13 protein-coding genes are annotated in these 24,130 nt (G+C 63.4%); 5 read left to right on the top strand and 8 right to left on the bottom strand.

Going from position 1 to position 24,130, the window contains the following annotated elements:
* Positions 1-249: 249 nt before the first annotated feature.
* Positions 250-2,190, top strand: a complete 1,941-nt coding sequence (locus tag EL493_RS13225; RefSeq protein WP_022565439.1) for an N-6 DNA methylase — start codon at positions 250-252, stop codon at positions 2,188-2,190.
* A 966-nt stretch (positions 2,191-3,156) separates the two neighbouring features.
* Here EL493_RS13225 and EL493_RS33055 read toward each other — a convergent pair.
* The 5 genes from EL493_RS33055 to EL493_RS13250 form a co-directional block, all read right to left on the bottom strand.
* Positions 3,157-4,458: a uracil-DNA glycosylase gene (locus EL493_RS33055; protein WP_022565437.1), complete on the bottom strand. Its 1,302-nt coding sequence runs from the start codon at positions 4,456-4,458 to the stop codon at positions 3,157-3,159.
* Positions 4,459-4,517: 59 nt separating this feature from the next.
* Positions 4,518-5,189, bottom strand: a complete 672-nt coding sequence (locus EL493_RS13235; RefSeq protein WP_126405693.1) for a hypothetical protein — start codon at positions 5,187-5,189, stop codon at positions 4,518-4,520.
* Between the two features lie 62 nt (positions 5,190-5,251).
* Entirely contained in the window at positions 5,252-5,593 is a 342-nt protein-coding gene (locus EL493_RS13240; RefSeq protein WP_022565435.1) for a DUF4349 domain-containing protein, read from the bottom strand.
* An 11-nt stretch (positions 5,594-5,604) separates the two neighbouring features.
* Positions 5,605-5,964: a hypothetical protein gene (locus EL493_RS13245; protein WP_019046119.1), complete on the bottom strand. Its 360-nt coding sequence runs from the start codon at positions 5,962-5,964 to the stop codon at positions 5,605-5,607.
* A complete protein-coding gene (locus EL493_RS13250; protein ID WP_019046118.1) occupies positions 5,961-8,462 on the bottom strand; it encodes an AAA family ATPase in 2,502 nt (833 codons plus the stop codon). The genes EL493_RS13245 and EL493_RS13250 overlap by 4 nt, the downstream gene beginning before the upstream one ends.
* 520 nt (positions 8,463-8,982) lie before the next feature.
* On the opposite strand from EL493_RS13250, the gene EL493_RS13255 reads away from it, so the two are divergent.
* From EL493_RS13255 to EL493_RS13270, 4 genes are read left to right on the top strand one after another with little or no spacing between them, the layout of a single operon-like run.
* On the top strand, positions 8,983-10,980 hold the full coding sequence (locus EL493_RS13255) for a type I restriction-modification system subunit M (RefSeq protein WP_019046117.1): 1,998 nt from the start codon (positions 8,983-8,985) through the stop codon (positions 10,978-10,980).
* Positions 10,977-12,218 carry a restriction endonuclease subunit S gene (locus tag EL493_RS13260; protein ID WP_022565434.1) on the top strand — a complete coding sequence of 414 codons (1,242 nt, stop codon included), beginning with the start codon at positions 10,977-10,979 and terminating at the stop codon, positions 12,216-12,218. Before EL493_RS13255 ends, EL493_RS13260 begins: the two co-directional genes overlap by 4 nt.
* Before the next feature lie 27 nt (positions 12,219-12,245).
* On the top strand, positions 12,246-15,389 hold the full coding sequence (locus tag EL493_RS13265; protein WP_197724370.1) for a type I restriction endonuclease subunit R: 3,144 nt from the start codon (positions 12,246-12,248) through the stop codon (positions 15,387-15,389).
* 42 nt (positions 15,390-15,431) lie between these two features.
* Positions 15,432-17,009: a serine/threonine-protein kinase gene (locus EL493_RS13270; RefSeq protein WP_019046115.1), complete on the top strand. Its 1,578-nt coding sequence runs from the start codon at positions 15,432-15,434 to the stop codon at positions 17,007-17,009.
* A 108-nt stretch (positions 17,010-17,117) separates the two neighbouring features.
* Here EL493_RS13270 and EL493_RS13275 read toward each other — a convergent pair whose 3' ends face one another.
* From EL493_RS13275 to EL493_RS13285, 3 genes are read right to left on the bottom strand one after another with little or no spacing between them, the layout of a single operon-like run.
* Positions 17,118-19,916, bottom strand: coding sequence for a DEAD/DEAH box helicase (locus EL493_RS13275; protein WP_022565432.1), 2,799 nt, complete (start codon positions 19,914-19,916; stop codon positions 17,118-17,120).
* Between the two features lie 55 nt (positions 19,917-19,971).
* Positions 19,972-22,047: a GmrSD restriction endonuclease domain-containing protein gene (locus tag EL493_RS13280; RefSeq protein ID WP_019046113.1), complete on the bottom strand. Its 2,076-nt coding sequence runs from the start codon at positions 22,045-22,047 to the stop codon at positions 19,972-19,974.
* A gap of 46 nt (positions 22,048-22,093) precedes the next feature.
* Positions 22,094-24,109 carry a hypothetical protein gene (locus EL493_RS13285; protein WP_022565431.1) on the bottom strand — a complete coding sequence of 672 codons (2,016 nt, stop codon included), beginning with the start codon at positions 24,107-24,109 and terminating at the stop codon, positions 22,094-22,096.
* Positions 24,110-24,130: the final 21 nt, after the last annotated feature.

A 24,130-nucleotide genomic window follows, 5' to 3' on the forward strand; every position in this document is an offset into this window, starting at 1 on the left:
TCATGGTTGGGATCTGTTGTGGAGCAACAACTTCGGTGTGCTCCATCTGGTCGGCGGGTGGGTTGCTGCCGATGGCTAGAAGGTAGCAGCTTCGTCATCCAACCGTCAACAGGTTGACAATGTTTTCAAGGAATTGACCTGTGAACGTGTGCCTTGCGTGGTCGGAATGTTGAAAACATCGTCAACCTCGATACGTGTAACCTTGCGCTTGACGACCACTCCATGTGGTGGCAAGTCGAAAGGAGGCATATGTCGGACTCAACCGCCACAGTCGCCGCAGCGGAGATCGCCCGGATGGCCGGCGTCACCCGCGCTACAGTCAGCAATTGGCGCCGTCGGCACGCTGACTTCCCAGCCCCGGTGACCGGTGGCTCCGAGGCTCGACCGCTGTTCGATCTCGGCGAGGTGCAGGAATGGCTTCGCGGCCACGGGGTGCAGACCTCCGACTCACCACTGCAGCAATTGCGCACCGAGCTACGGTCTGGTGTCGAGCCTGCAGCCGTGCCGGAGCTGATGGAATTGGTCGGTGACCTCACGTCGGCGTCCGGCACGCCGGTGCACGCTGCCCTCCGCGACGCCATGGCCGCGACTGACGTCAAGCAGGTACTGGATGTGCTTGCCGAGCGTGGCTTGGATGCGGTGCCGAGCACCGGCGTCTATCCGACAGACCCGCCGGTCGCCGCTCTCATGGCCGACATCCTCACCGCCGCAGCCTCGCCGCGGCCGCGCAGCTTGCTCGATCCCGCGTGTGGCAGCGGCGCTCTTCTTCTCGAAGCGGCCAGGATCGGTGTCACCTCGCTGTCCGGCCAAGATGTGCTTCCCGTCCAAGCGGCCCGCACTGCTGCTTTGCTGCACGCGAAGGTTCCCGGCGTAAGGGTAGATATCCGTACAGGCGACAGCCTGCTCGACGATGCCTTCCCCGGTGAGCAGTTCGACGCTGTGTTGGCAAACCCGCCCTACGCGCAACGTGATTGGGGTGCGGAGTCGTTGGCTGTCGACCTTCGCTGGGAGTACTCGGTGCCCCCTCGCGGCGAATCCGAACTTGCCTGGGTTCAGCACATCCTTGCGCACCTGCGTGTCGGAGGGACTGCCGTTGTCCTTCTTCCGCCTGCCGTCACCTCCCGAACATCGGGCCGTCGAATCCGAATGGAACTGCTCCGCGGCGGTGCCCTGCGTGCGGTGATCGCGCTACCGCAGGGAGCATCGACTCCGCGCCAGGTCGGTCTGCAAATCTGGGTGTTGCGTCGACCTGGGGCCGAGCCGACTGAATCGGTATTGTTCACCGACTCGGCACGACTGTCCGGACATGGTGACGCCCAATCGGATTGGCAAGTTCTCGCCGAACGTGTCCTCGACTCATGGCGAGCCTTCGACCACGGTGACGTAGATGCCGCCACTGTGGCAGACTTTTCGGCTGTCGTCCGAACCATGGACATTCTCGACGACGATGTGGACCTGACGCCCGCCCGCCGAGTCCGCGCTGCCATCGACCCCCGCAACGTGGCGGCCGCCGCACACGCCGCCATCGCCCTTCTCGGCGAGCAACTCGCCGAACTTCGCGGCATCGCAGGGACGGTGCAGGAGTGGTCCAACCACGGCGACACCGCTCTGCGGACCGCCACCGTCGGTGATCTCGAACGAGGTGGGGCGGTTCGACTCGTGCGGACAACTCCTGAGGCTGCCGACGCCGACGCCCCTCAGCGCCCTGTGCTGTCTGGTCGTGACCTCCTCACCGGTCAAGGCCCATCCGGTCTCACCGGCACAGGAGTTCCGGTGTCTGCCGAACTCATTCGCGAAGGTGACGTCCTGGTGTCCCGATTCCGCGACGATCACGGCGCCGCACAAGGCGCCCGCGTCGCCGAGGGTGCCGATATCGGCGCGGTCCCCGGGTCCGGCGTGATCATCTTCCGGACCGACCCGACCCGGATGGATCCCTGGTTCTTCGCCGGCTTCATCGGTAGCCCCGACAACGCGGCGGCGATGCTCGGTTCAACCACGATTCGGCTCGATCCGTCCCGACTCAAGATCCCGATCCTGCGCCTTGCCGAGCAGAAGCCGTACGCCGAGGCGTTCCGTCGACTGCATCTGCTACGCGTAGCGGCGGCCCGGACTGCCGATGCAGCCCTCAGCGCCGCCGAGCTGATCGGAACGGGATTGACCGCGGGGGTGCTGGGTCCAAGTCGTCGGTAGCCAGCGGGTGCTCATCGCTCCGCTCGGCATTGCTCCTCTGACTTCACTGCGATGCATTCCATCCACTTACGCTGTACCTCGCCGGAAGTCGGTGCTTCTCCGCACTGGGTGCCGCATCGCTGATAACCAGGAACCGGCGAGCCGTCGGGATAAGCGCAGTTGGTCCCCTGCGCATCGCATTGGTAGCCCCGGCCGTATGGGTCGTCGGCAGGCGTGCGTTGTGGACAACGTGGGTCTTCGACGACATACGTCTGGCCACTGTAGATCGCGGTGCCATTCTCGCAGTACAGGAAGGTTGGCTCGGATGGCTGGCTGGCGGGTTCTGTCGCCTGCGGTTGCGTAGGAGCTGACGTCAACTCAACGGGCGGGGCCGGCAATGGTGCGTCCAGCGTGGTGCTGTGGGTAGTGAGTGGTGGCGGAATATGCGACGTATCGGGAGGGGGTTCCGGCGGGTTGGAACTCGCTGACACCGATTCGGTCGATGCGGGAGAAGTTGGCGGTGTATCGCTGTTGCAGCCGGCCAGCATCACTACTACAGCGGTGAGCAGTCCGACTGATAGTCGGCTAGCGGTGACTATCATCAGCAAGCTCCTCTGCCGAAAGTCGCTTTGTGTCGCTCGCCACGAGAAAGCCCTGGGCTGCCATGTGTGTGATATCGCATGTCGACTAGGCATCGTTAGCCAGCATCAGTCTCCCGTCGGCACGGCGCGGATCCCCTCGGTGGTGGGATACCTGACATGTCGTAACGAGGGAATGGTGCGACAGCGGTCAATGACGTGACGCCCCAGTGAGCTCATCATCGACTGTGACGATGTCGCTTCTCTGCGCCACTGGCCGAGCCATGGACCGGAATGTCGTCGGCGGGATGAAGACGGCTCCGGTTGGTGGTCCACCACGAACGCACACTCGGATGATACGAGCAATGTTGGCCGCCGTCGTGGGGACCTCGGGGACCGAGCGAGCGATTCAATCGAGCAGCGCGGCGGCCTTCGCATACGCGTGGGCGATATCGGCCTGGCGGCGCTGTCGCTCTTCGACGTCGGGCGTCCAGAGTGCCTGCTGGCTGGTGTGGTAGGTCTTGATCACCTCTAGACGATTGGCGATGCGCGGGTGTTTGCGCTCAAACCGTAGCCACGCTGTCTGGGCGGCACCCCCATGCGCGATCAGTACCTCGAGATCTGGCAGCAGATCGATCAGTCGGCGCAGCGGGTCGAGCCCACGGTCGATCTCGCCTGATGCGGGTTTCCGGTTGATGTACCAGGGATAGGCGTTCCACACCGTGAGGTCGGTGGGACTAATACCGGCATCTGTGACGAACCCGAGATGCCGTTCGGCGGACGGATCGTCATTCTCGAGCGACAGGAATCCGCTGCCCTTGTCCTGCTGGGTGCGTGGACCAGGATCGCGAAACACTGCCAGGACTCGTGCCTCGATGCCACCGTAGGTGGGTGCGACGTACGGCATCCATTCGCCCTGCTCGCTGCGAAGCGCGTCGACGAGCTGGTTGATCGGTGCCAGGCGATCTACATAGACGAGGGAATGCTGGTGCCGCCGGTACTCCGGGTCACGCATGCGTCGGGCAAGGAGCACCGGCGCGGCTGGTTCACCGTCGCTCGGCGTTTCGTCGGCAACTTGCGCGTCGGTCAACTCGGAATCAGACGGCGCCGAACCTGCGTCCGCTGGGCCGTCGTCGTCCTCACTGGAACCGGGTGGGCACTGATCGAACATTGCGGCGTGAAGCCGGGTCAAAGCATCTTCCGGATGGAACTGGCCATCGAATCGGTTCCGCAGATACAGGTCGATGGAGTCGACCATCGCATTCGACTGGAGCACAACTTCGCGGATGGACGACGGTTTGATGGTCGTCACGAATTGCTCTCGGAGGAACGGGAATTCACGGCGTGCGTCTGACGTGGACTGACGGATGGACTCTCGATACATCCGTCGCTCCTCACGCACGGACCCGGTCGAGAGGAACTCTCGTGGTGGCATCTCGGAGCCGAGTTCTCGCTGCGCATGCTCGATCGCGCTGATGTGACCGACGACGGACTTCGCTGCCTGGTAGAACGAATCCTCGGCATCTTTGATCTGAGGATCCTGCGCCGTCGACGGGTGGTTTCGTCGGTATCGGCGTTCCTGCCATTCGTCCTTCAGCTCGCGGGCGCGTTTCCGCGCAGCGGTGAGACGCGTCCGTGTGCTCGCCGTAACTTCGGACATCTGCGCCCGCGCTGCGGACGGAGCTTGCGCGATGCGTTTCCTCAAACCCATCGCTCAGCCCTTCTTTCTGTTCGAGGTCGCAGGATTCGGCATCGCCACACCGACGATAATCAGTCCCGACCGGCAACGGAGGAATTCCGCGCGGATACCGAACAATCCGGGCACCAGCGATCACGTCGGGCCAGTTCGCGGGCGCGGCCCTGGCTGTACGTCCCGTACAGCGTGCGGTGTTCGGTGCACGTCGCGAACACATCCGGATCGACTTGATCGGCGGCAACCACACGATAGGTGGACAGTTCCGCCACGGAGATCGGCTTGCCCGCACCGGGACGATATGGTGCGGTCTCGATGACACCGCCAGGCCGCCATTCGCCGGCCTTACGATCTGGGTCAACGGAGCCGAGCCGTCGGCTCAGCCTCTCCTGGACAACAGGGCCTCTCGCCTTGTCTTCCTCGAGCCGTGCCTCTTCCTGACGGCGCCAATATGCTGCCCCTTCAGCGCTTTCGGCGAACTTGGCAGTGAGGATCGCCTGCGCGGCCGGTGCGGACTCCGCGGCGAGCTCCAGCGCCAGCGAATCGGCACGGCGGCCGGTCGTGCGTTCACCAGTACTCACAGTCTGACCGATCTGGAGTGCACCGGTGGAATCGAGATAGGCAGTCCGAACGACGAACCTCCATTGCCGGGGCGCCACCTTCCGGAGGTAGACCGTCACGCCTCGATCGTGATCGGTGATCGTCCGGTCGGCGCGCCCGCCGAGTTCTCGCTGCACAAGTTCACTCATTTGCATTAGCTACTTTCTACATTCGCAAGATTTCCGGTGACGTCCTGTAGTCGAGTCGGTCATCAGCACGGGCCGGGGATTCGGTGACGCTGCTGATCGGCGATCCACCAGGAGAGCACGCCGAACCCGGCACCGATCAGGGCGCCTGGCACCGCGCCGATGATGAAGATGGGCAGGCCGGCGAACGCGCCGATCGCTGCGCCGATGCCCGCGCGCAGCTCCAAGGTGTCGCCGGGCATCATGCACATGGCTACCGGATGTCCCGCGGCGTCGAGACTGATCAGGATCGCGGCCGAAGGGGCTGCAGACGCAGGGATGGGAGGTGCCGCCTCAGCAGCCGCGGGGCCGGCAGTTCCGAGGGCGATCAAGGCCGAGCCGGCAAGTGCGGCGATGGTGGTCTTCATGGTTGGTTCTCCTATTGCTGATGGGTTGACTTCGAGGTGATCCGTTCGTGTAGCTTCTGCACGATGCCGAGCAGATGGATCACTTCCTGGTAGGTCGGTGAGAGCTGGTACGCGTGGTGGTGGCAGGCCTCTGACAGCCGCGCCCACGCGTACTGCGCTTGTGTCGCCACCTCGGGGCTGTCGCGGTAGGCGACCTCCAGGCAGGAGAGGCGTGCGTTGCCGCTGGCCCGGCCGGGTTCGATCCCACGTGCTCGGAGCAGGTCGCCGATGATCTCTTCCAACGCCGTTCGCGTCAGCCAGGCACTGATCCGGTTGGTGTGTGGTGTTCGGCCCGCGACCTGGTCGGACGCAAGCGTCAGCAGGACGGTCATTTGGCCGCCGCCTCGATGTCGCGCACCATGCGCTGAACGTCTTTGGCTGCCTGCCGAGGGTCTGTCCCTACGGCGAGCCCGTTGTGCATCTTGGAGCCGACCGTGCTCAACGCCGACTTGAGGTACTCCGCGCGTGCCCACTGGTCGAGGACATGATTCTCCCGCGGCTCACCGAAGATGGCGAGGGTCACCTTCGACCGGGTGGTCGTGGCCGCTTCCCACTCATTTTCGAGCGTTGTAAGTGGCTTTCCCGCACGGATATTGCGGGTGAAGTAGCTGTGCCGTGCCGCTGCCTCCACCGCGAATCGCAACATCCCTGGCAGCGTGCGACGGAGTGCTTCGTCAGGGATCTTGTTCTTCTCGTACTCCATGACGAGCCCGAACGCGTCGGACAGGTAGCGGCGGGACGGGTCGGTGACTGGTGTGATGCACACCTGTGAATCGTTGTTGCGGCTCACCTCCACGATCGTCGCGGTGAAATTCGCGCGACGCACCGCGGCGGGCAGCCTGTCGTCGTGGGAGAAGACGATGACCTGTCGGGTCTGGGCGAGTTCGCTGAGCAGCGAAACGAGTCCGTCGACCTTGGCGGGGTCCATCGCCTGAACCGGATCGTCGAGAACAAGGAAGCGGAACGGTGATTCGGCCATGGTTGCGCGTGGAAGAAACAGGGCCAGCGCCATGGCGTGGAGTTCGCCCTGGCTCAACACGGTGAGTCCGCCTGCAGGCACGCCGTCGACCTTCGAGTCGATGCGAAGCCTGCGCCGGGTCGAGGTGCCCTCCAGGACGAGGTCACCGATTTCGATGTTGCTTTCCTGCTTCAGCATTTCCCACGCGTGGATCGCGCCTTCGCGGATCGGCGCGAGCCGTTCGTTGCGCAGTCGAATATCGTTGTCCTGCAGCCACTTCTTCGCGTCGGCGAGCTGGTCGACGACCGGCTTGTCCGCGAGCCATGCCTCCCAAGCCACACTCCATGCGCGGATGCGGGCATTGAGCGGCTGCCAGTTGTCCTCACGCGCGGACACGCACTCGGCGGCGGCATCGGTGAGCTGATCGATGGCCTCCACCAGAGCATCGACCTCGGATTCGAGGTGATCGGCGATTTGCAGCATGGTGGGGGCGGTATCGCCGCGGGTGATCGATCCCCACCGGTTCCACGCGGTGCGCGCGGCCGCGACAGCCGAGTCGAGCTCTGGCACAGGGGAGTGGTCGAGAACCGAGGGTGGCATCGACAACATGCCCAGCGCTTCGGACTGAGCCAGCTCCACCATCTTTCGGGCCTGAGTGAGCGCGGCCAGGTGGTCGCGCTCGGCGCTGACGGCTTCTCGACTGAGCGTGGCCCACGTGTTGTCGAGATGCCCGCCCTGGCATACCGGGCAGGTCATGTCACCGTGCTCAGCGTGTACCCGGAGGGCCTGTTCGAGCAGGTTCAGGGTGGCGAGCTGCTTGTCGCTGGCCGCGGCGCCGAGCTCGGCAACCGCGGTCATACTCGATCGCAGACGTTTCGCCACTGCTTTCGCGTCGTCGGAGATGGCGGGAGCGCGCAGCTGTGCGAGCGTGCGGAGGCCTGCGAGCGGACCGTTGTCGGTCTCGGCGTTGTGCAGCAGCTCGCGCAGGCGAGTGAGGTCGGGCAGGGTCTTCTTCAGGACGGGCGCAACGACAGCGGCGCGGTTGTCGTCGAGCGCGGCGGCCTCGGTAGCGAGGTCGCGGCGCTGTTTGGCGAGCTCGTCGCCCGGTCCCTTGCGGGCCTTGTGTCGTACCTGGATTCGGTTGATCGCATCCGTGAGCTGGCTGACGCCGAGCACCCGCGAGATCGCGTCGTGCAGGTCGCTCGGTGCGCCGGTGAGCATGGCGCCGAGCTCGTCGTAGGAGAGGATCGGCCGGAACTGTCGCAACGGTCCGTCCCAGCCGAGGTCTGCGCGGCCGATCTTCTCTTTGCCGCCGCGCCGTTGCGTGCGGGTGATGTGCTGGTCGACATCGGTTTCGCCATCGGCCCAGTTGATGCTCACCGTGATCGGGTCGTCGCCTTCCTCGACCAGGTGAACAGCGATTCGTGCCGTTGGGTGGTGCAGGTTGCGCCACTCATCGCGCCACTGGGTCGACTTCTTGCCGGTCCAGCGGTAGGCGCTGTCGGTCAGCGTGAGCTCCAGCGCTTCGGAGATGCTCGACTTCCCGGAGCCGTTGCGGCCGGCGACGATGGTGAGGCCTGGTTCAGGTCGAAGTGTCAGCGTGGTGGCCGGGCCGATTCCGCGGAAGCCCTCGATTTCGATCGCGGTGAGGAACGTGCCGCGTGAACTATCCGGTGCGCCAGCTGAGTTCGTGCCAGACGTGGGCAGGTCTCGCGATGAACCTCCAAGGTAGTCGTCGAGCGACTGGTCGCCCTCGAGTGCGGTGAGGATCATCAGACCGACTTCGTCGCTCAGTTCGGCTCGGTCGAGTTGATCGGCGATCCAGGGAACGAGATCGGTGGTGACGGGGTGTGCCTCGGTGGTGTCTGACATGCGGGTGAACCCTTCTCGTAATGAACGTGATTCGGGTGAAACCTGGGAACTGAGGTCAGAGCGGGTGATCGACTGGACCGGGCGACCGGTGCAGTGCTGGTATCGCTACTCAGACGCCCGGTTATTACGTCGGCTGTCGTGCCGGCGACGGCGATCGAGTGGATCCGCTCCCAGCTGATGCCCCCGTCGGGGCATGACCGAGGCCGTGTACCTAGACTGCACTAGGATGAAAACATTGTCAATCTACGAGTTCAGCCTTGACGAATTACGTAGTGTGACTCAAGATGGTCGTTGTATACGACGAGTTGGTGGGGCACTCCCACCCTGTGCCCATACGCCAACCGCATCCATCGCTGTCACGCGGGCAGCGGCAGCGATACGGTGGGACGACTCGTAGCGCGCACCGGCTCCCATTGGCCCGGGGTGAGCTGTAACGGGGTCGATCAAGTCTCCGAACTGGTGACCGTCGGCCCGCGATCGGCGTGCTCGAACCCGACAGCATTTTCCAAGGAGGTAGTGAGTGGACACCGGCAAGCACAGCGAGCTGGCCAACCACGCATGGTCGGTCGCCGACCTGTTGCGCGGCGACTACAAGCAGTCCGACTACGGCAAGGTGATCCTACCGTTCACGGTTCTGCGACGGCTCGAATGCGTGCTGGCACCGACCCGCGACGCGGTCGTGGCGAAAGCGGAGTCCTTAGCGGGCAAGGACATCGACGTACACAAGTTCCTCACGATGGCGGCCGGGGCGGTGTTCTACAACACCAGCGACCTGACGTTGAAGAAGATCGCCGCTGACCCGTCGTACGCGGGCAAGAACCTCCTCGCCTACATCAACTCGTTCTCCGAGAACGCGCGGGAGGTGCTGGAGAAGTACGAGTTCGCCCAGCAGATCCGCAAACTCGAATCGGCGGGGCTGCTGTACCAGGTGGTCGGCAAGTTCGCGGACCTGGACCTGCGTCCGGAGGTGGTGTCCAACCACCAGATGGGCTACGTCTTCGAGGAACTGATCCGGCGCTTCGCCGAACAGTCCAACGAGACCGCCGGTGAGCACTTCACTCCGCGTGAAGTCATCGAGCTGATGGTGAACCTGCTGATCGCGCCGGACGCTGATTTGCTCGGAGTGCCGGGTGTCGTGCGTCGTGTGCTTGACCCGGCCTGCGGTACAGGTGGCATGCTTAGCTCCGCGGAGGCCCACATCACTGCTTTGAACCCACAGGCGACGGTGGACCTGTACGGGCAGGAGCTGAATCCGGAATCGTGGGCGATCTGCCGGTCCGACCTGATGATCAAGGGTGAGGACTCCGAGAACATCGTGCTCGGCAACTCTCTCGACGACAACGACGGCCACCCGAAAACCAAGTTCGACTACATGCTCGCCAACCCGCCGTTCGGTGTGGAGTGGAAGAAGATAAAGGACGACGTCGAATGGGAGGCTGCCAACCTCGGTGATGCCGGTCGGTACGGTGCTGGCCTGCCTCGCATCAACGACGGCTCGCTGCTGTTCCTGCAGCATATGATCTCGAAGATGAAGCCGGTCAACGCGGCCGGTGAGGGTGGTAGCCGGATCGCCATCGTCTTCAACGGTTCGCCGCTGTTCACCGGTGCCGCCGAATCCGGCGAGTCCAATATCCGCCGCTGGATCATCGAGAACGACTGGCTGGAAGCTGTTGTCGCGCTGCCGGATCAACTGTTCTACAACACCGGTATCTCGACCTACTTCTGGATCCTCACCAACCGCAAGAAGCCTGATCACCAGGGCAAGGTGGTGCTGCTGGATGCGCGGGAATATTGGGTGAAGATGCGGAAGTCGTTGGGCGACAAGCGGAAGCGGCTCAGCGATGAGCAGATTCAGGAGATCACTCGGCTCTATGGAGACGCGCTGACGGTCGCCAAGGACCCGACCCACCCGCTCCACAGCAAGGTGAAAGTCTTCAATAACGAGGACTTTGGATACCGCCGCATCACTGTCGAGCGACCGCTCAAGCTTCGGTTCGAGCTGACCGACGAAGGCCTGGATAAGCTCGCTTCCTCGGCGCCGGTCCGTAAGCAGTACGGCGATTCCGACGCGTTCCGGGCCCTCCTTACGCCGTTGATCGGCACTGCATGGAAGCGGAAGGCAGATGCTGTGTCTGCCATGCGCGATGCAGTTGTCGGCGCCGGTGAGGCATGGCCCAGCGGCGCACCTTTCGTCAAGGTCCTCCGTGAAGCCGTCGGGATACGCGATGCAGAGGGTGAGATTCAGATGCTAAAGGGTGGCCCCGAACCGGACCCCGATCTGCGCGACTTCGAGAACGTTCCGTTGGTCGAGGATATCAACGAGTACTTGATCCGTGAGGTCCTGCCTCAGGTCCCCGATGCCTGGTTCGACCACGTAAAAACAAAAGTGGGATACGAGATTCCATTTACTCGGTATTTCTATGCATACACACCGCCGCGGCCGCTCGCCGAGATTGACGCAGAGCTAAAGGCGTTGGAAACCCAGATTCAAGACTTGTTGAACGAGGTGACGCAGTGACATCTGCTGAAACCCGTATCAAGTCCGTGGTCCGAAACTGTATCGAGAAATCCGACGGCTCTGTGCAGCCATTCCTGGGTCTTGAGGATATGGCGAGCGGCACTGGTCGGCTATTGGTCGAGGATATCCCGATGAAGGCAGCTGATGATAGTCTTCGCCACTATGGTGGCGATGTCCTCTTCAGTAAACTTCGGCCCTATCTGGCGAAGTCGTATGCTCCAGCGGTGGCGGGCACGGGGACTGGGGAGCTACTTGTCCTTCGGCCCGGAGGGGAGATAGATTCTCGATTCCTACTGTACGTAACATTATCCTCTCCCTGGTTGGATTGGGCGTCGGCGACCTCTTATGGATCGAAAATGCCGCGGACTTCCTGGGAACTTATGAGTCAATATCGGGTATGGCTACCGCCGCTGGAGGAGCAGCGCCGCATCGCCGACTTCCTCGACGCCGAAACCTCCCGTGTCGACCGCATGATCTCTCTGAGTACACGCACCTTGGGCTTGCTTGCTGAACGACGGGATATTGAGAGGTCTCAGATCCTCAGGGGAGAGGGATTGGGCGGTTCCACTGCTACTCATCCTGTGCTAGGGGACGTACTGGCGAGCTGGCCGATTCTGCCGCTAAAACGGCTCCTTCCGAGAATTGGGGTCGGCGTGGTCGTCGATCCGTCGAAGTATTTCTGTGACGTCGGCGTGCCGTTCTTGCGGGGATCTAATGTCGTCGGTGGCGGGTTCGATCTGACGGATGTGAGAAAGATCTCCGAGGAGAATAGTCGGGAGCTTTGGCGTTCACGACTCGCCGAGGGAGACGTAGTTGTCGTACGAGCTGGTGACCCGGGTCGGGCAGCGGTCGTCACAGCCGAACTCGATGGGGCGAACTGTGCTTCCATACTTGTCCTAAAAAGGGGGCAGAGAATTCGTCCGAAATACCTTGAGAGCTATTTCAACAGCTCTCTCGGCAGGGCATACGTAGATATGGTTAGATACGGAGCAGCTCAAGAGCAAATCAATGTTTCACATGTTGTGAACTTCATGATGCCCGAGCCATCTCTAGCGGAGCAGGATATCATTCTAGGTCAACTAGCGGAGGCTGACGGACCTACTGAATCGCTCGAGCGCAGCCTGCGGCGTATGATATTGCTTCTTGCTGAGCGCCGTCAATCTCTTATTACCGCCGCAGTGACCGGCCAACTCGACGTCACTACCGCCTCCGGGCGGAATCTCACCCAGGGGGTATAGCGAACAATGTCAGTCCACAGTGAGCTGGTGTTCGGGGAGGCCATCGTGCAGGCGATGGTGGAGAACGGCTGGGAGGAGGGGAATCCGCACGAGTACAACGCGGAGCTTGGGCTGGATGTGGGGGAGCTGTTGACCTTCATTTCGCAGACGCAGCAGGCGGAGTGGGATGACCTGGTTGCTGCCTACGGGGAGGATCAGAACGAAGCCCAGAGCGGGTTCGCGAAGCGGTTGGGGCAGGAGTTGGCCGCTAAGGGGCTGATGAAGGTCCTTCGGGAGGGGGTGAAGGATCGGGGGGTGTTGATTCGGGTTGCCTACTTCAAGCCGAACCTCGTCGGGTCTGATGATGTCCTGGCTGCTTATAAAGCTAACCGGCTCACGGTGGTTCGGGAACTGCCGTATGCGACGAAGCCGGGGACGTCGCGGCCGCGGCTGGATCTGGCGTTGTTGCTCAACGGTATTCCGGTGGCAACGGCCGAGTTGAAGAATCCCTTAACAGGGCAGGGGGTCGAGGAAGCGAAGAAACAGTATCGGGAGGACCGGGATCCAACCGAGCTGATCTTCAAGCATCGGGTGATCGCGAACTTCGCCGTCGACCCGGATCTGGTGTTCGTGACCACCCAGCTGCGGTCGGCGAAGACTGTGTTTCTGCCGTTCAACACGGGATCGGAGGGCCCGGGTAATGCCGGCGGCAAGGGAAATCCGCCGGCGACGGTGGAGGGCAAGTATGCGACGTCGTATCTGTGGGAGCAGGTCTGGCAGCCGGACAACTGGCTCGATCTGCTCGAGCGATTCGTGCATACCACCGAGAAGAAGGTGGCGGGCGGCAAGGCTGTTCGGTCCACGATCTTCCCGCGATTCCACCAGTGGGATGTGGTCAAGAAGCTCACGGCGCATGCCGCGACCCACGGTTCCGGGCACGACTATCTGGTGATGGCGTCGGCTGGTTCCGGCAAGTCGAACACCATCGGCTGGCTCGCGCATCGACTCAGCGACCTGCATACCGCCTCGTACGACAACGTAGATCCGGATGCGCGGGCGGCCGGATTGCAGCCGGGTGTACCGGTTTTCGACAAGGTCATCATCATCACCGACCGTCGTAATCTGGACTCCCAGCTCCGTGACACCGTCGGTGGGTTCGAGCAGGTGTCGGGGCTGGTGGTGAAGATCGATGACAAGGTGGGCTCGAAGTCCGAGCAGTTGGCCAAGGCGTTGAGTTCGCAGAGCGGCAAGATCATCACCGTCACTCTGCACACGTTCCCAGCCCTGTTGGACTATCTGCGGCGTGAGCAGACCGAACTCGCCGGTGGGCGCTATGCCGTGGTCATCGACGAGGCGCATTCCTCGCAGTCGGGTGATGCGGCCGCGGCAGTGCGGACCGCGCTGCGGGACATGGGACTCGATGCTGACGATGAGGACCAGGGCGCGGTCGAGGTGAGTATCGACGAGCGGTTGCGTCGTAAGGCTGTGGAGAGGTCGAAGGCATCGAACATCTCCTACTTCGCGTTCACCGCGACGCCGAAGGCGAAGACACTGGAGAACTTCGGCACCGCTGACGGCGTCGAATACCGTCCGTTCCACACCTATTCGATGCGCCAGGCCATCGAGGAAGGGTTCATCCTCGACCCGCTGCGCAACTACGTCACCTACAAGGCGTACTACAGGTTGGTGAACCAGAACCCCGACGATGTCGAGGTTCCCGAAGCGAAGGCGTCGAGTCTGCTCGCGCGGTTCGCGTTCATGCACCCGTATGCGGTCGATCAGCACGCGCAGGTGATCGTCGAACACTTCATCGCGCACACCCGTGGGCGGCTCGGCGGACGGGCGAAGTCCATGGTGGTGACTGCTTCGCGGCAGAGCGCGGTCGCAATGGCTCGCGCCATCAAGCGATACCTGGGTGATCGGGAGTACGACGTCAAGTATCCGGATGTCGGTGTGCTGGTTGCCTTCTCCGGGAGCTTGGAGGTCGACGGCGAGGAGGTCACCGAGTCGTCGGAGAACGGTGGACTTGCCGAATCCGCCCTGCCGAAGGCGTTCCGGTACACGCGCGCCGATGACCGTGCCACCCAGGCGGGCGGTAAGGGGCAGAAGGAATACCGGATTCTGGTGGTCGCCGAGAAGTACCAGACCGGGTTCGACGAGCCGCTGCTCACCACCATGTACGTGAACAAGTCGCTCACCGGTATCGCCGCCGTGCAGACGTTGTCGCGGCTCAACCGCACGCGGGAAGGGAAGTCGCAGCAGGATCTGGTGGTGCTCGATTTCGTCAACGATGCCGAGAAGATCCAGGAATCGTTCGCGCCGTACTACGAGGACGCGTTCACCCTGCCGACCGACCCGAACCTGCTCTATGTCGCCCGCGACCGTGCGGTGGCCCCGCCGATTCTGATCACGCAGGAGATGAAGGATTTCGCCGGTGCCTACCTCGTCGCGGAGCAGAAGGCCGCCGGCTCCGCGGCCAAGTGGGCGAAGTTGCACGCTGAGCTGTATCGGCATCTGGAGCCGGCTGTCGAGCGGTTCCAGGTCTTCCTCAACAGCGAGGAGGAGGACGACATCGCACTGGCGGAGTCGTTCCGCGCGGATCTCAACGACTACGTGCGCAAATACGGCTTCCTCGCGCAGATCGTGCCCTACCAGGACCCCGACCTCGAACTGCTGCATCTTTACGGGCGTCACCTGCTCAACCGGCTCCCACGTCGTGCCGACGGCGGACTCGACATCGGCGAGGTCGACCTGAGCCACCTGCGGCTCGAACAGACCGGCGAGCACGACCTGGGACTGGCGCCGGAAGGCTCGCAGGAGTTGAGGGGATTCGGCGACGGTACCGGTGCGCCCAAGGAACCGGAGAAGTCGCTGCTGTCGGCGCTGGTCGAGCGGTTCAACGAGCGGTTCGGCACCGAGTTTTCCGAGGAGCACCTCGCAATCCCGTTCGACGCGGCCATGAACGAGCCACAGGTGGAGCAGGCTCGACTCGCGAACAAAAACGTTGACGACTTCGGCGTCGTTTTCGACAAGGTGTTTGCCGAGAAGATGGTCGAACACTTCGATACGCTGAATGATCTCGGCGAGCGGTACTTCGCGCGGGACAATGAGTTCAAGAAGGATCTTGATCGGCAGGCACGCACAGCGGCGTTCCGGCTGCTCGGGCGGCGGCACGGACTGCCCGAGATGTAGTGCGGCGGCGGTGAGGCTGTCGCAGGATGGCAGGGGGTCGTAGTGCCGGCACAGCGGATCGGCAATCGATACGAGCTGATCGAGGAGATCGGTTTCGGTGGGTTCGGGTCGGTCTGGCGCGGGTACGACACCGTGCTCGACCGCGAGATTGCGGTGAAGATGATCCGGTTCACCCAGATCAAATCCCCGACCGATGCCGCCGAGTTCGCCGAGCGATTCCGCCGCGAAGCCCGTATCACCGCGCAGATCCGACACCACGGAGTACCGCAGGTCTATGACGCGGTCCTCGACGCCGACCTGACCGAGGTATACCTCGTGATGGAACTCGTCGAGGGCGCGACGACATTGCGGCACTACCTCGACCCCGATACCCCGCTGCCGGTGGAATGGGCGGTCGCGGTCGCCGCGCAGATCGCGACCGCGCTGTCGTATGCCCATGCGCTGCCGGTTGTCCATCGCGACCTCAAGCCCGACAACATCCTTGTCACACCTGGCGGCGTAGTGAAGGTGATCGACTTCGGTATCGCCGCGCTTCTCACCGCTGGCGCGACGAAACTTACCGCGACGGGTATGCCGCTCGGCTCGGCCGCGTACATGGCGCCCGAGCAGACCATCGGCGCGAAGGCGGCACCGCGCACCGACCTATACGCCCTGGGATGCGTTCTCTACGAAATGCTCTGCGGGTACCCAGTTTTCAGCGGTTCGGGTCCAATCGTCATGCACCACCACTACGCCACCGAACCTGTTCCGCCGAGCGAGCTGCGCACAGGCTTGCCCGCGGACCTGAACCGGTTGGTCATGGATCTGCTGGCCAAGGATTCCGAGAAGCGACCAGCCGACGCTGCGGAGGTATACGAGCGGCTCTTACCGCTGCTGCCATCGCTGGGATCCGTGGTCGATCTCGGAGCGGGTCGGTTGTCGGGTGTGCCGGATCCGACGGCGGTTTTCCGTCGTCCCAACGCGCCCCTGCAACCAGACCGAGTGGCGCCGACTGCCCGGTTCCAAGGGGCACTTCCAGCGACCGCGCCGTTGAGCGATGACGTACTCGAGCAGCGGCTGGAAACTGTCGTGGGTGAATACCGCGAGTTGATCGCAGACTGCCGCCCGCTGCAAGCTGCAGATGTGCTCGGTGGAGTGATCGAGACTGCGGGTCGCGCCTTGGGAGCCGACAACCCCCGCGTGCTCGACCTTCGATTCGACGTTGCGCTCGCCCGCTTCATCGGCGGAGAAATCCGCAAGGCCAGAGCCGAGTTCGATGCGCTCGCGGTGGCCTGTGCGCGAGTGCGTGGCTTCGCCGATCAGCTCACCATCAACTGCCGCAAGTTCGCGGTCGACTGCCGGATCGAATTGGGTGAGCTCACCGAGGCGCTGTCGGGAATGCGCGCGGTCTTGGCTGATGTTCGAGCTACCCAGAGTGACGGCAGCGAAACCGCGCTGGAGTTGCGGTTGGCGTTGGGTCGGTTGCTGGCGCTTGTCGGGCACCGCAGTGAAGCCCGCACCACCTTGACCGAGGTGTACGACGATCTGCTGCTGGTGCGGGGGCCGGAGGACTCGCTGACCCTGGAAGCAGCCGCGACGCTGCAGCGTTTTCTCGACGATGAGCCATCGGCCGGTAGCTGATTACCGACTCGTCGAACGAGGTCGGGCACCCCGACTCTGGTCAGGGCATCGTTGGGCGGCCGCACTGCCCAAGCAGTTCGGCACTCGCGAGGACTCCGCGACCGCTACTTAATCGCCGCAGGACCTGCAGACACTATGGACGCCTTTTCGGGGGCCGCCGCTGATTTCTTCGCGGACCCGCAGTGACCCGCAGCCGCAGCGAACCGCGTATTCGCCGGTGCCGGGTGCGCCACCGACTGTGCGGCGCAGGAGCTGGCGTCGGAGCGCATCGGCCAGGCCGGCGTGGTCCGTGCGGAGCAAGGTGCCGGATCGACTGCCGAGGATCGGGCCGGTCGCAGACCACACGACAGCGTCGGCGACTATGCACGACTCATAGACCGGGCGAAGTGGATGCAGCATCGTGTGGTGGTGGCGCAGCGGGTCTTCCACGCATCGCATGCTCGTCGGGTCGTCGGCTCGGTACCAGATCGACACTTTCACGGTGTCGGGGAGCATGGCGATCGCCTCGGAGATCTGACGTGTGAGCGGCCCGTCGGTGGCAGCCGTGAAGATGTCGACGGTGCTGGTTGCGGCGGCGATGTCGTCGAGCACCTGGGTCAGGTCTTGATCGCGCCGTGTTGGGCCGTTGCTGTCTGCGACCGTCGGCCAGGGTCGGAGCTCGGCGTATTCGCTCATGTGTGAGAGGAATCGGCGGACGGGGGTGCCCGCCGGGCAGATGGTGCGCAGATAACTCATGTCGGCCAACAGGATTGCTTGTTCGCGGGCGCGACTCATAGCGACGTTCAGGAGCCGGGCGCCTTCACTCCCCATGTGGGTCTCGGTGAACCAGGTGTGCGGGGAGAATCGACTACCGGTCGACTCGACGGCGTCGTAGAGCACGATGTCGGTTTCGCCGCCTTGGAACCGGTGGACCGTGGATGCCACTGCCGCGGGCTGCAGACCGGACGTGAGCGCCTGTAGTAGGCGGGCTTGCGGGACGAACGGACTGATCAGGCCGACAGAACCCGGATTGGTTGCGCTGGTCAGGGGGACATGCAGGACATTGGCCGCGAGTTGGGCGTTGGCAAGGTTGTACCGGGAGCTCGTGCCGCCTCGGCGAGCAACTAGAGCGGCGAGGCCGCCGGTATCGACGATCACCACCTGTGGCTGGTGGGTGGGGACTGTCCGGACCGACCGGGTGTGAACCGATGACGCGGTGCGCAGATCGACCTCGGGATAGAAGGCAATGCCGATGGCGTCCCCGATCTGCCGCCGCATGCGGTGTTGCTGGTTCAAGGCGATCAGGTTCGCCGGTGGTCTGCCACGACGCACTGCTTCGGCGATCCCGGACTTCTCGAATGCGCTGCGGCCGAGCCACTCCCTGGAGCCAGGTGTGTCGGCCTGAACGATCGGAGACAGCTGACGGAAATCACCGGCGATGACAGTATGACCATTTCCGGCACCCGCGACGAGCATCGCCATCGACGACGAGACCATGCTCGCTTCATCGATGATGACAGTGTCGAAGTTCTTGCTGTGCAGGCCCTTCAGCATCACTTGATGAGTAGTGCAGGCGACCAACTTCGCCTTTCGGATCACCTGGTCGCGAACGTCCCCGAGTAACGCGTTGAGTTCGCGCTGAAACTCGGTGTGATCGGCGATTTTGCGAGTCAAGGCACTGCGGTCGGGCGACTTGGCTTCGGTGGCGACCTTCAGGCGATCGCGCAGTTCGCTCAGTTCGGCCTGGATCTCCACCAGTCGACGTGCGGCTCTTTCCCCGGCGACGGCGGCAATCTCGTCGAGGACGACCGGTGTGGGTAGACCGACGAGCGCGGTGTTGTCAGTGACTCCGATCCGGGCGATCTCACCGTTGCGGAAATTCGGTCGCCGGGCCAGTAGTGCGCTGAGCGCCACATCTACGGCGGCGTTGGTAGGAGCTGCGAGTAGGACCGTTCTTCCCGAATCCAGGAGTTCTGCGAGCAGAGCGGCAAGAGTCGTGGTTTTGCCGGTGCCGGGCGGGCCCCACAACCAGGTGACCCGCGGCTGCAAACCATGCGCGACAGCGCAGGCCTGCCGATCATTCAGGCCGACAGCGAAACAAGGGTCGACCGGCGGGACAGTGTCGAGGAGGCCGGCCGCGCTGATCGTGGCCAGCGCGGCCTCCGTGCAGAAGCCAGGTGCCGCGTCGGCACGGAAGTCGGCGTAGGTCTGAATCTGGCGGTGCACCAACCACGACAAATCACAGCGTAGCCGCGCCGTCTCGCGAAATACGCTGTCGGCTGGCAGTTTCAACGTGATCTCCGCGCCGAACTGAGAGAGAACTTCGGCTTCGACCGGCTCGGCGGCGCCGGAGTGCTCGGCAGGTACGAGCGTGGCGGTGAGGCCCTCGCGAACATTGTCGCTGCTCTGGATTTCATAGCGGACGATCAGCCGAGTGGGCGCGCGCTCGACCAGCTCCCCGGCAACCAGTGGTATCTCCTGCTGTGTCCGCTGGCGTGTGACAGTGGATAGTTCGTCGCGCAGCGCTGCCGATACCTGCGCGGCTATGGCGGGCCAGGACGGGTGGATCGGGTATTCGGTAGGCGTGTCGGGGGTTTCGTCGTCGAGCAGGAGTTCGCGCATCTTGCGCAGTTCGACCCTGCTGCTGATGTCGATTCCTGGCTGCCTGCGAAGGCCGACCTGGCGGTCGGCCTCGCGGCGTTCTGGCCGTGTCGGCGCCAGCCGGACCGTGCCCGGCACGGCCCATGTGTTGGTCGCCGCGTCGAAGGTCGCCAATCCGAATTCGTTGCACAGCAAGAACAGTTCGGTGGAGTCGATCCGAACCCCTCGTTCGGCGAGTTGCGCAACGAGTTCCGCGGTTGTTCGAGGCCCGGCGTCGAGAACCAGGCGAATCGCCTGCTGTTTCCGGTCGGATCGACTCTTCGTCACGCACTGCTCCGTCGCGAGATGAATTCAGACTGAAATCGGCAGAAATCGGCCGATCTCAGGTGGCCAGCAGGTGGTCATGACCGGCCTGTACTGGGCCGGACTGCAGCTGTCGCAACTCGGCAGGGGTGAGACGCTGGGTCGAATCGGCTCGGCCGGAGGCGGAGAACCGGACACCTTCGCTCTCGAGCAGCTGGCGGGGGTCGTCGGTGCGATCAGGGTCCGGCCAGCGGAAGCCGTCGGCGAACGTGCCGCCTGCGCCGAGGACTCGATGGGCGTTTGGGGCGGGATGGGTACGCATGCGGTTACCGAGAGGTTGAGGCGCCGTTCCGAGTTGGGCGGCAAGGTCGCCGTAGGTGGTCCATCGGCCTTCGGGAAGGGCTGTGAGGAGTTCGGAGAGGGCCGTCCAGAGGGGGTTTTCCGGAAGTTCGGATTCGTCGACCGGTCCAGGCCAGAACTCGATGATCCGCTCGGCCAGGCTGAGCCCGCGCTTTTCGATCTGTCCCGGCCCCCAGGACTCGTGTGCGGCGATCTCCTGATTCATCCGAATGCTGCTGGCACGCAATGTCTCGCGCTTGCGGGCGAACTCGTGGTTGCTCAACGACTCGTTGTAACCGGTCAGTGTGAGGTTGCCGAGCGTGTGGACGTAACGCTCGTGGAGGGCGTCGACGTTGTCCTCGCCGAATTCGGCGCTCAACTGAGCGCGCCACTGGGCCGAGAGTTTCTGCGGCATCACATGCTCGATCGTGAGTGACGCGGGGGATACGGACTCACGGGTGGCGAAGAGGTTCTCGATCCACGTCATCATGACCTTGCGCTGAGCTGCCCGGCCGTACAGATAGAACGGCGTGCTCGAAATTCCCTCGGTGAGCTGCTTGTCGGTCGCGTAGTGCTTCCGGCCGAGTGAGAAGTGCATGCGGAGAGCCGCATCCACGGGCATCGAGGTATCGAGTTGGGGTACCGCCTCGGCGAACAGCCGGTTGAGGTTCATGGTGGTACGACCGGTCAGGAACCGGCGGACCAGGAGGGACTCGATGTAGAGGAGCGCAGTCGCGAGTTGCTCGTCGGTCGCCTTGCCCTGATCGCGCAGCACCAAGAGGTGTAACACCAAGGGCGCCGGGGTGTTCGAGTCCCATTCGGCCAGCCGCGAAAGTCTCAGCCGTACCCCTGGATCGGACTCCAACTCCGGCTCCAAGATCAACCGGTAGAGCCTGCCGAGTCGGGCGATCCGTTCGACCTCGGCCACGATGTGAGTTTCGGTCGCCAACTTCTCCAGTCTGGCCTGCTGCGCTGCGAAGGTCTGGCCCTGCTTCAACTTCGGCCGTTTGTGCAGGATGTCGATCCAGAACAGGGTTTCGATGCGCTCGTTACCGAGGGATTCCTGCAACGGCAGCCAATGTGTGCGGTACACCTCCTCGCTCCGCGATGGCAAACGCATGAACAGGTAGTTACGCAGCAGGTCGCCCTGAGTGAGCATGAGGCCGGTATTGTTGAGCGACTGGAAGATCCGGTGCACATTGTCACTGGCGTGAGCGCTGATCGAGACGACCGACAAGCCTGAAACCACGGCGTCGACGATCTGCGACAATCCGAACGACATGTCTTCTGCGTCGGTCACGGCACTCAGTCGGCCTCGGAAGAACCGGTAGGCGTTGACGACTCGTCCGTCGTCATCGGGAAGCGGTCGGCCATCGATCACCGCGGTATACGCGGGCCGGTCGACCTGTGTCGGCAGGAGCTTGAGGCGGTCGGGGTCGTCGTTGTATTGATTCGTCAGAAGTTGGTTGTGGATTCGGTCGCTGTCGCGGCTGGTCGAACCATCCACTTCTCGCAGAAAATCGCGGATTGCAGCGAGCAACAACGTCAGTGTGGTCAGGCGTTGCTGACCGTCGACGACGAGGAACTGAGTCACGGTCCCGGCGACGCTCGCGGGTGCCGGCGCAAGCACCACCGACCCGATGAAGTGGGTCGCACGAGGCTCGTCGAGGCGGTCCTCGGCCAGTTGAATGACGTCATTCCAGAGCTCCTGCAGCTGCTCATCACCCCACCCGTAGGGCCGCTGATACAGCGGAACAAGGTACTGCGAGCTCCCCTCGAGAATCCGCTGCAGGCTGGTTTCCTGTGCCGCGACCACTCGCTACTCCTTCGTTGGGTACCACCGAACACCGACGAGGTGTCGCTTACTCGAACACGACGCCTTGCTCGGCTGCCGCCGCATCGATCAGGCGTGCCACTGCTGTCAGAAGCCCATTCGATTCCGGCGCTCGTCCCGTTACCGGCATCGGCGCGCCACGCTCCAGTATCCGGACGTCGAGTGCGTGGGCACGGCGAGCGACCGAGCCGCTGCCGGACATTGCGTAGGCCTCTACCCACTCCGCGTGGGGTTCCTCGACGATGCGACTCTCGATCAGGTCGGTGAGGCGACTGGTGACGGCGATCATGAAGTTGTCGATCAGGACCTGGCGTTCCTCGGGGGTGGGCCGGGCCCCGAGCCATCGCTGCGGGTTCTGGACGATGTTCCAGACCTGCTCGTTCAGTGATTCGCGGAGTTCGGCGACCGGCTTGAGGTTGTCGTATTCGTTGTTGTCCCACCGGTTCGCGACTCGGCGGGCCAGTGCTTTGATGCGGCTGCCGTGCTCGGGAAGGACCGAGGCGTGTGACTTCAGCTTGAGCAGGACCTGCCACTTGCCGCGGAACTCGACAACTGCCGCCGAGATGCCGTCGAACAGCTCAGCCTTGCGATACACCGGGCGAGACTCGCCTGCCCGGTTCGCGATCTCCGGATCGTGGATGTGCGCCAGCAGCTTGTTGAGTTCCTCGATGGTGCGGCGGCCGGCGTTGCTGGTCGGCTTGAGCTGTTTGTGGATGCCGCCCACGAAGAAGGCGCCGTGCTCGAGGCGCAGCTGCAGTACACGCTCCGCCGATTCGAGTGCGGGGTTGACCTGGCGGCCCTCGGCGCGGAGCTGGCTCAACACGTTGTGCAATGACTGACGGACATGTTCTTCGCGCTCGGTGAAGGTGTCCAGGTTGTCACCCTTGACCTGATCGAAGTGGGTGAACAGGAAGTGCAGCTTCGCGGAGTGCCCCGAGATGGCAACGCTTTTCAGGGCGGCGGCCGCCGCTGCCTGCATGGGCTGCTGGGCATTGTCGACGAGCAGCACTGCGTCGACCTGGTCGAGTTGGCGCGAGATGCGGGTCGACAGTGGTGAGGCGTGGGATTTCGCATGGCCGAGACCTTCACCGTCGATGAGGACCAGACGCGGGCGGGTCTCGGCCCATTTCGGAACGAACGGACCGCTCACGCGAACTGCGCTCACCAATGGGGTGAGCAGGCGACCGAAGAGTTTGGCGTTGTTGCCGGTGAAACGGGTGATGGTGGTGAGAAATTCGGCACGGTCGGTGCTCTGCAGGGTCCACAGGATGGGCCAGCCGCGGGAGTCGTAGCGCAGCTCACCGATGTCGATGGCTTCGAATCGCTGCATGAGCTCGGCGAGGAGCGTGTTCACGATCTCGGTGAAGCGTGGGTTGCGCGGGAGGTCGGAATCAGCGTTACGTTCGACGTATTTGGCGACTTCGTCGGGCGGTGTCGCGTCGGCGGACTCGAGCGCGTACTCCTCGGCCATCAGCCGAAGCGACTGAACAACGGACTTCAAAGCCAGCGCGGTGGCGGCTTCGTCGATCTGGCCGAAATCGTCGGGGTCGAGGTCGTCCTCGTCGTCTTCGTCTTCGTCGTCGATGACATCGTCGGCCGAGGCAGCCTGGATTCGGCCGAGGGCGTAGCTGAACCGGAACCGTTGATTCACGTGATCGAGCAGCTTGCGGCCGACGACGGCGTCATCCTTGCCCGCGTAGGCGGCCAGGGTGGCCTCGACGACGTTCTCCTGGAGATGCCCTTCGATCACGTCACGTGGCGCAAAGGTGACCGCGGCGCGGAAGGCGGGTTCGTCGGTGACGATCACTTCCATGTCGGCGACCGTGGTCTTCGCGGTAGAGGTCGACGGGAACTTCTCGGTCCTCGGGTTCGTGCCGAGCAGTTGACGGACGACGGTCGTCTTGCCTGCTCCGGTGGTGCCGAGCAGTAGCACCTTTCGGTAGCCATCGGTGCTGGTCGGCAGCGGTATGGAACGCTCACGCAGAGACAAGGAATCGGTCTTGGAAAGGTCCACGCCCCCGTTGGCCATGTCGTTGTCACCCAATCTTGCGGCAGTCGGCTGGTG

The organism is Nocardia asteroides (assembly GCF_900637185.1).
GTDB lineage: Bacteria > Actinomycetota > Actinomycetes > Mycobacteriales > Mycobacteriaceae > Nocardia > Nocardia asteroides.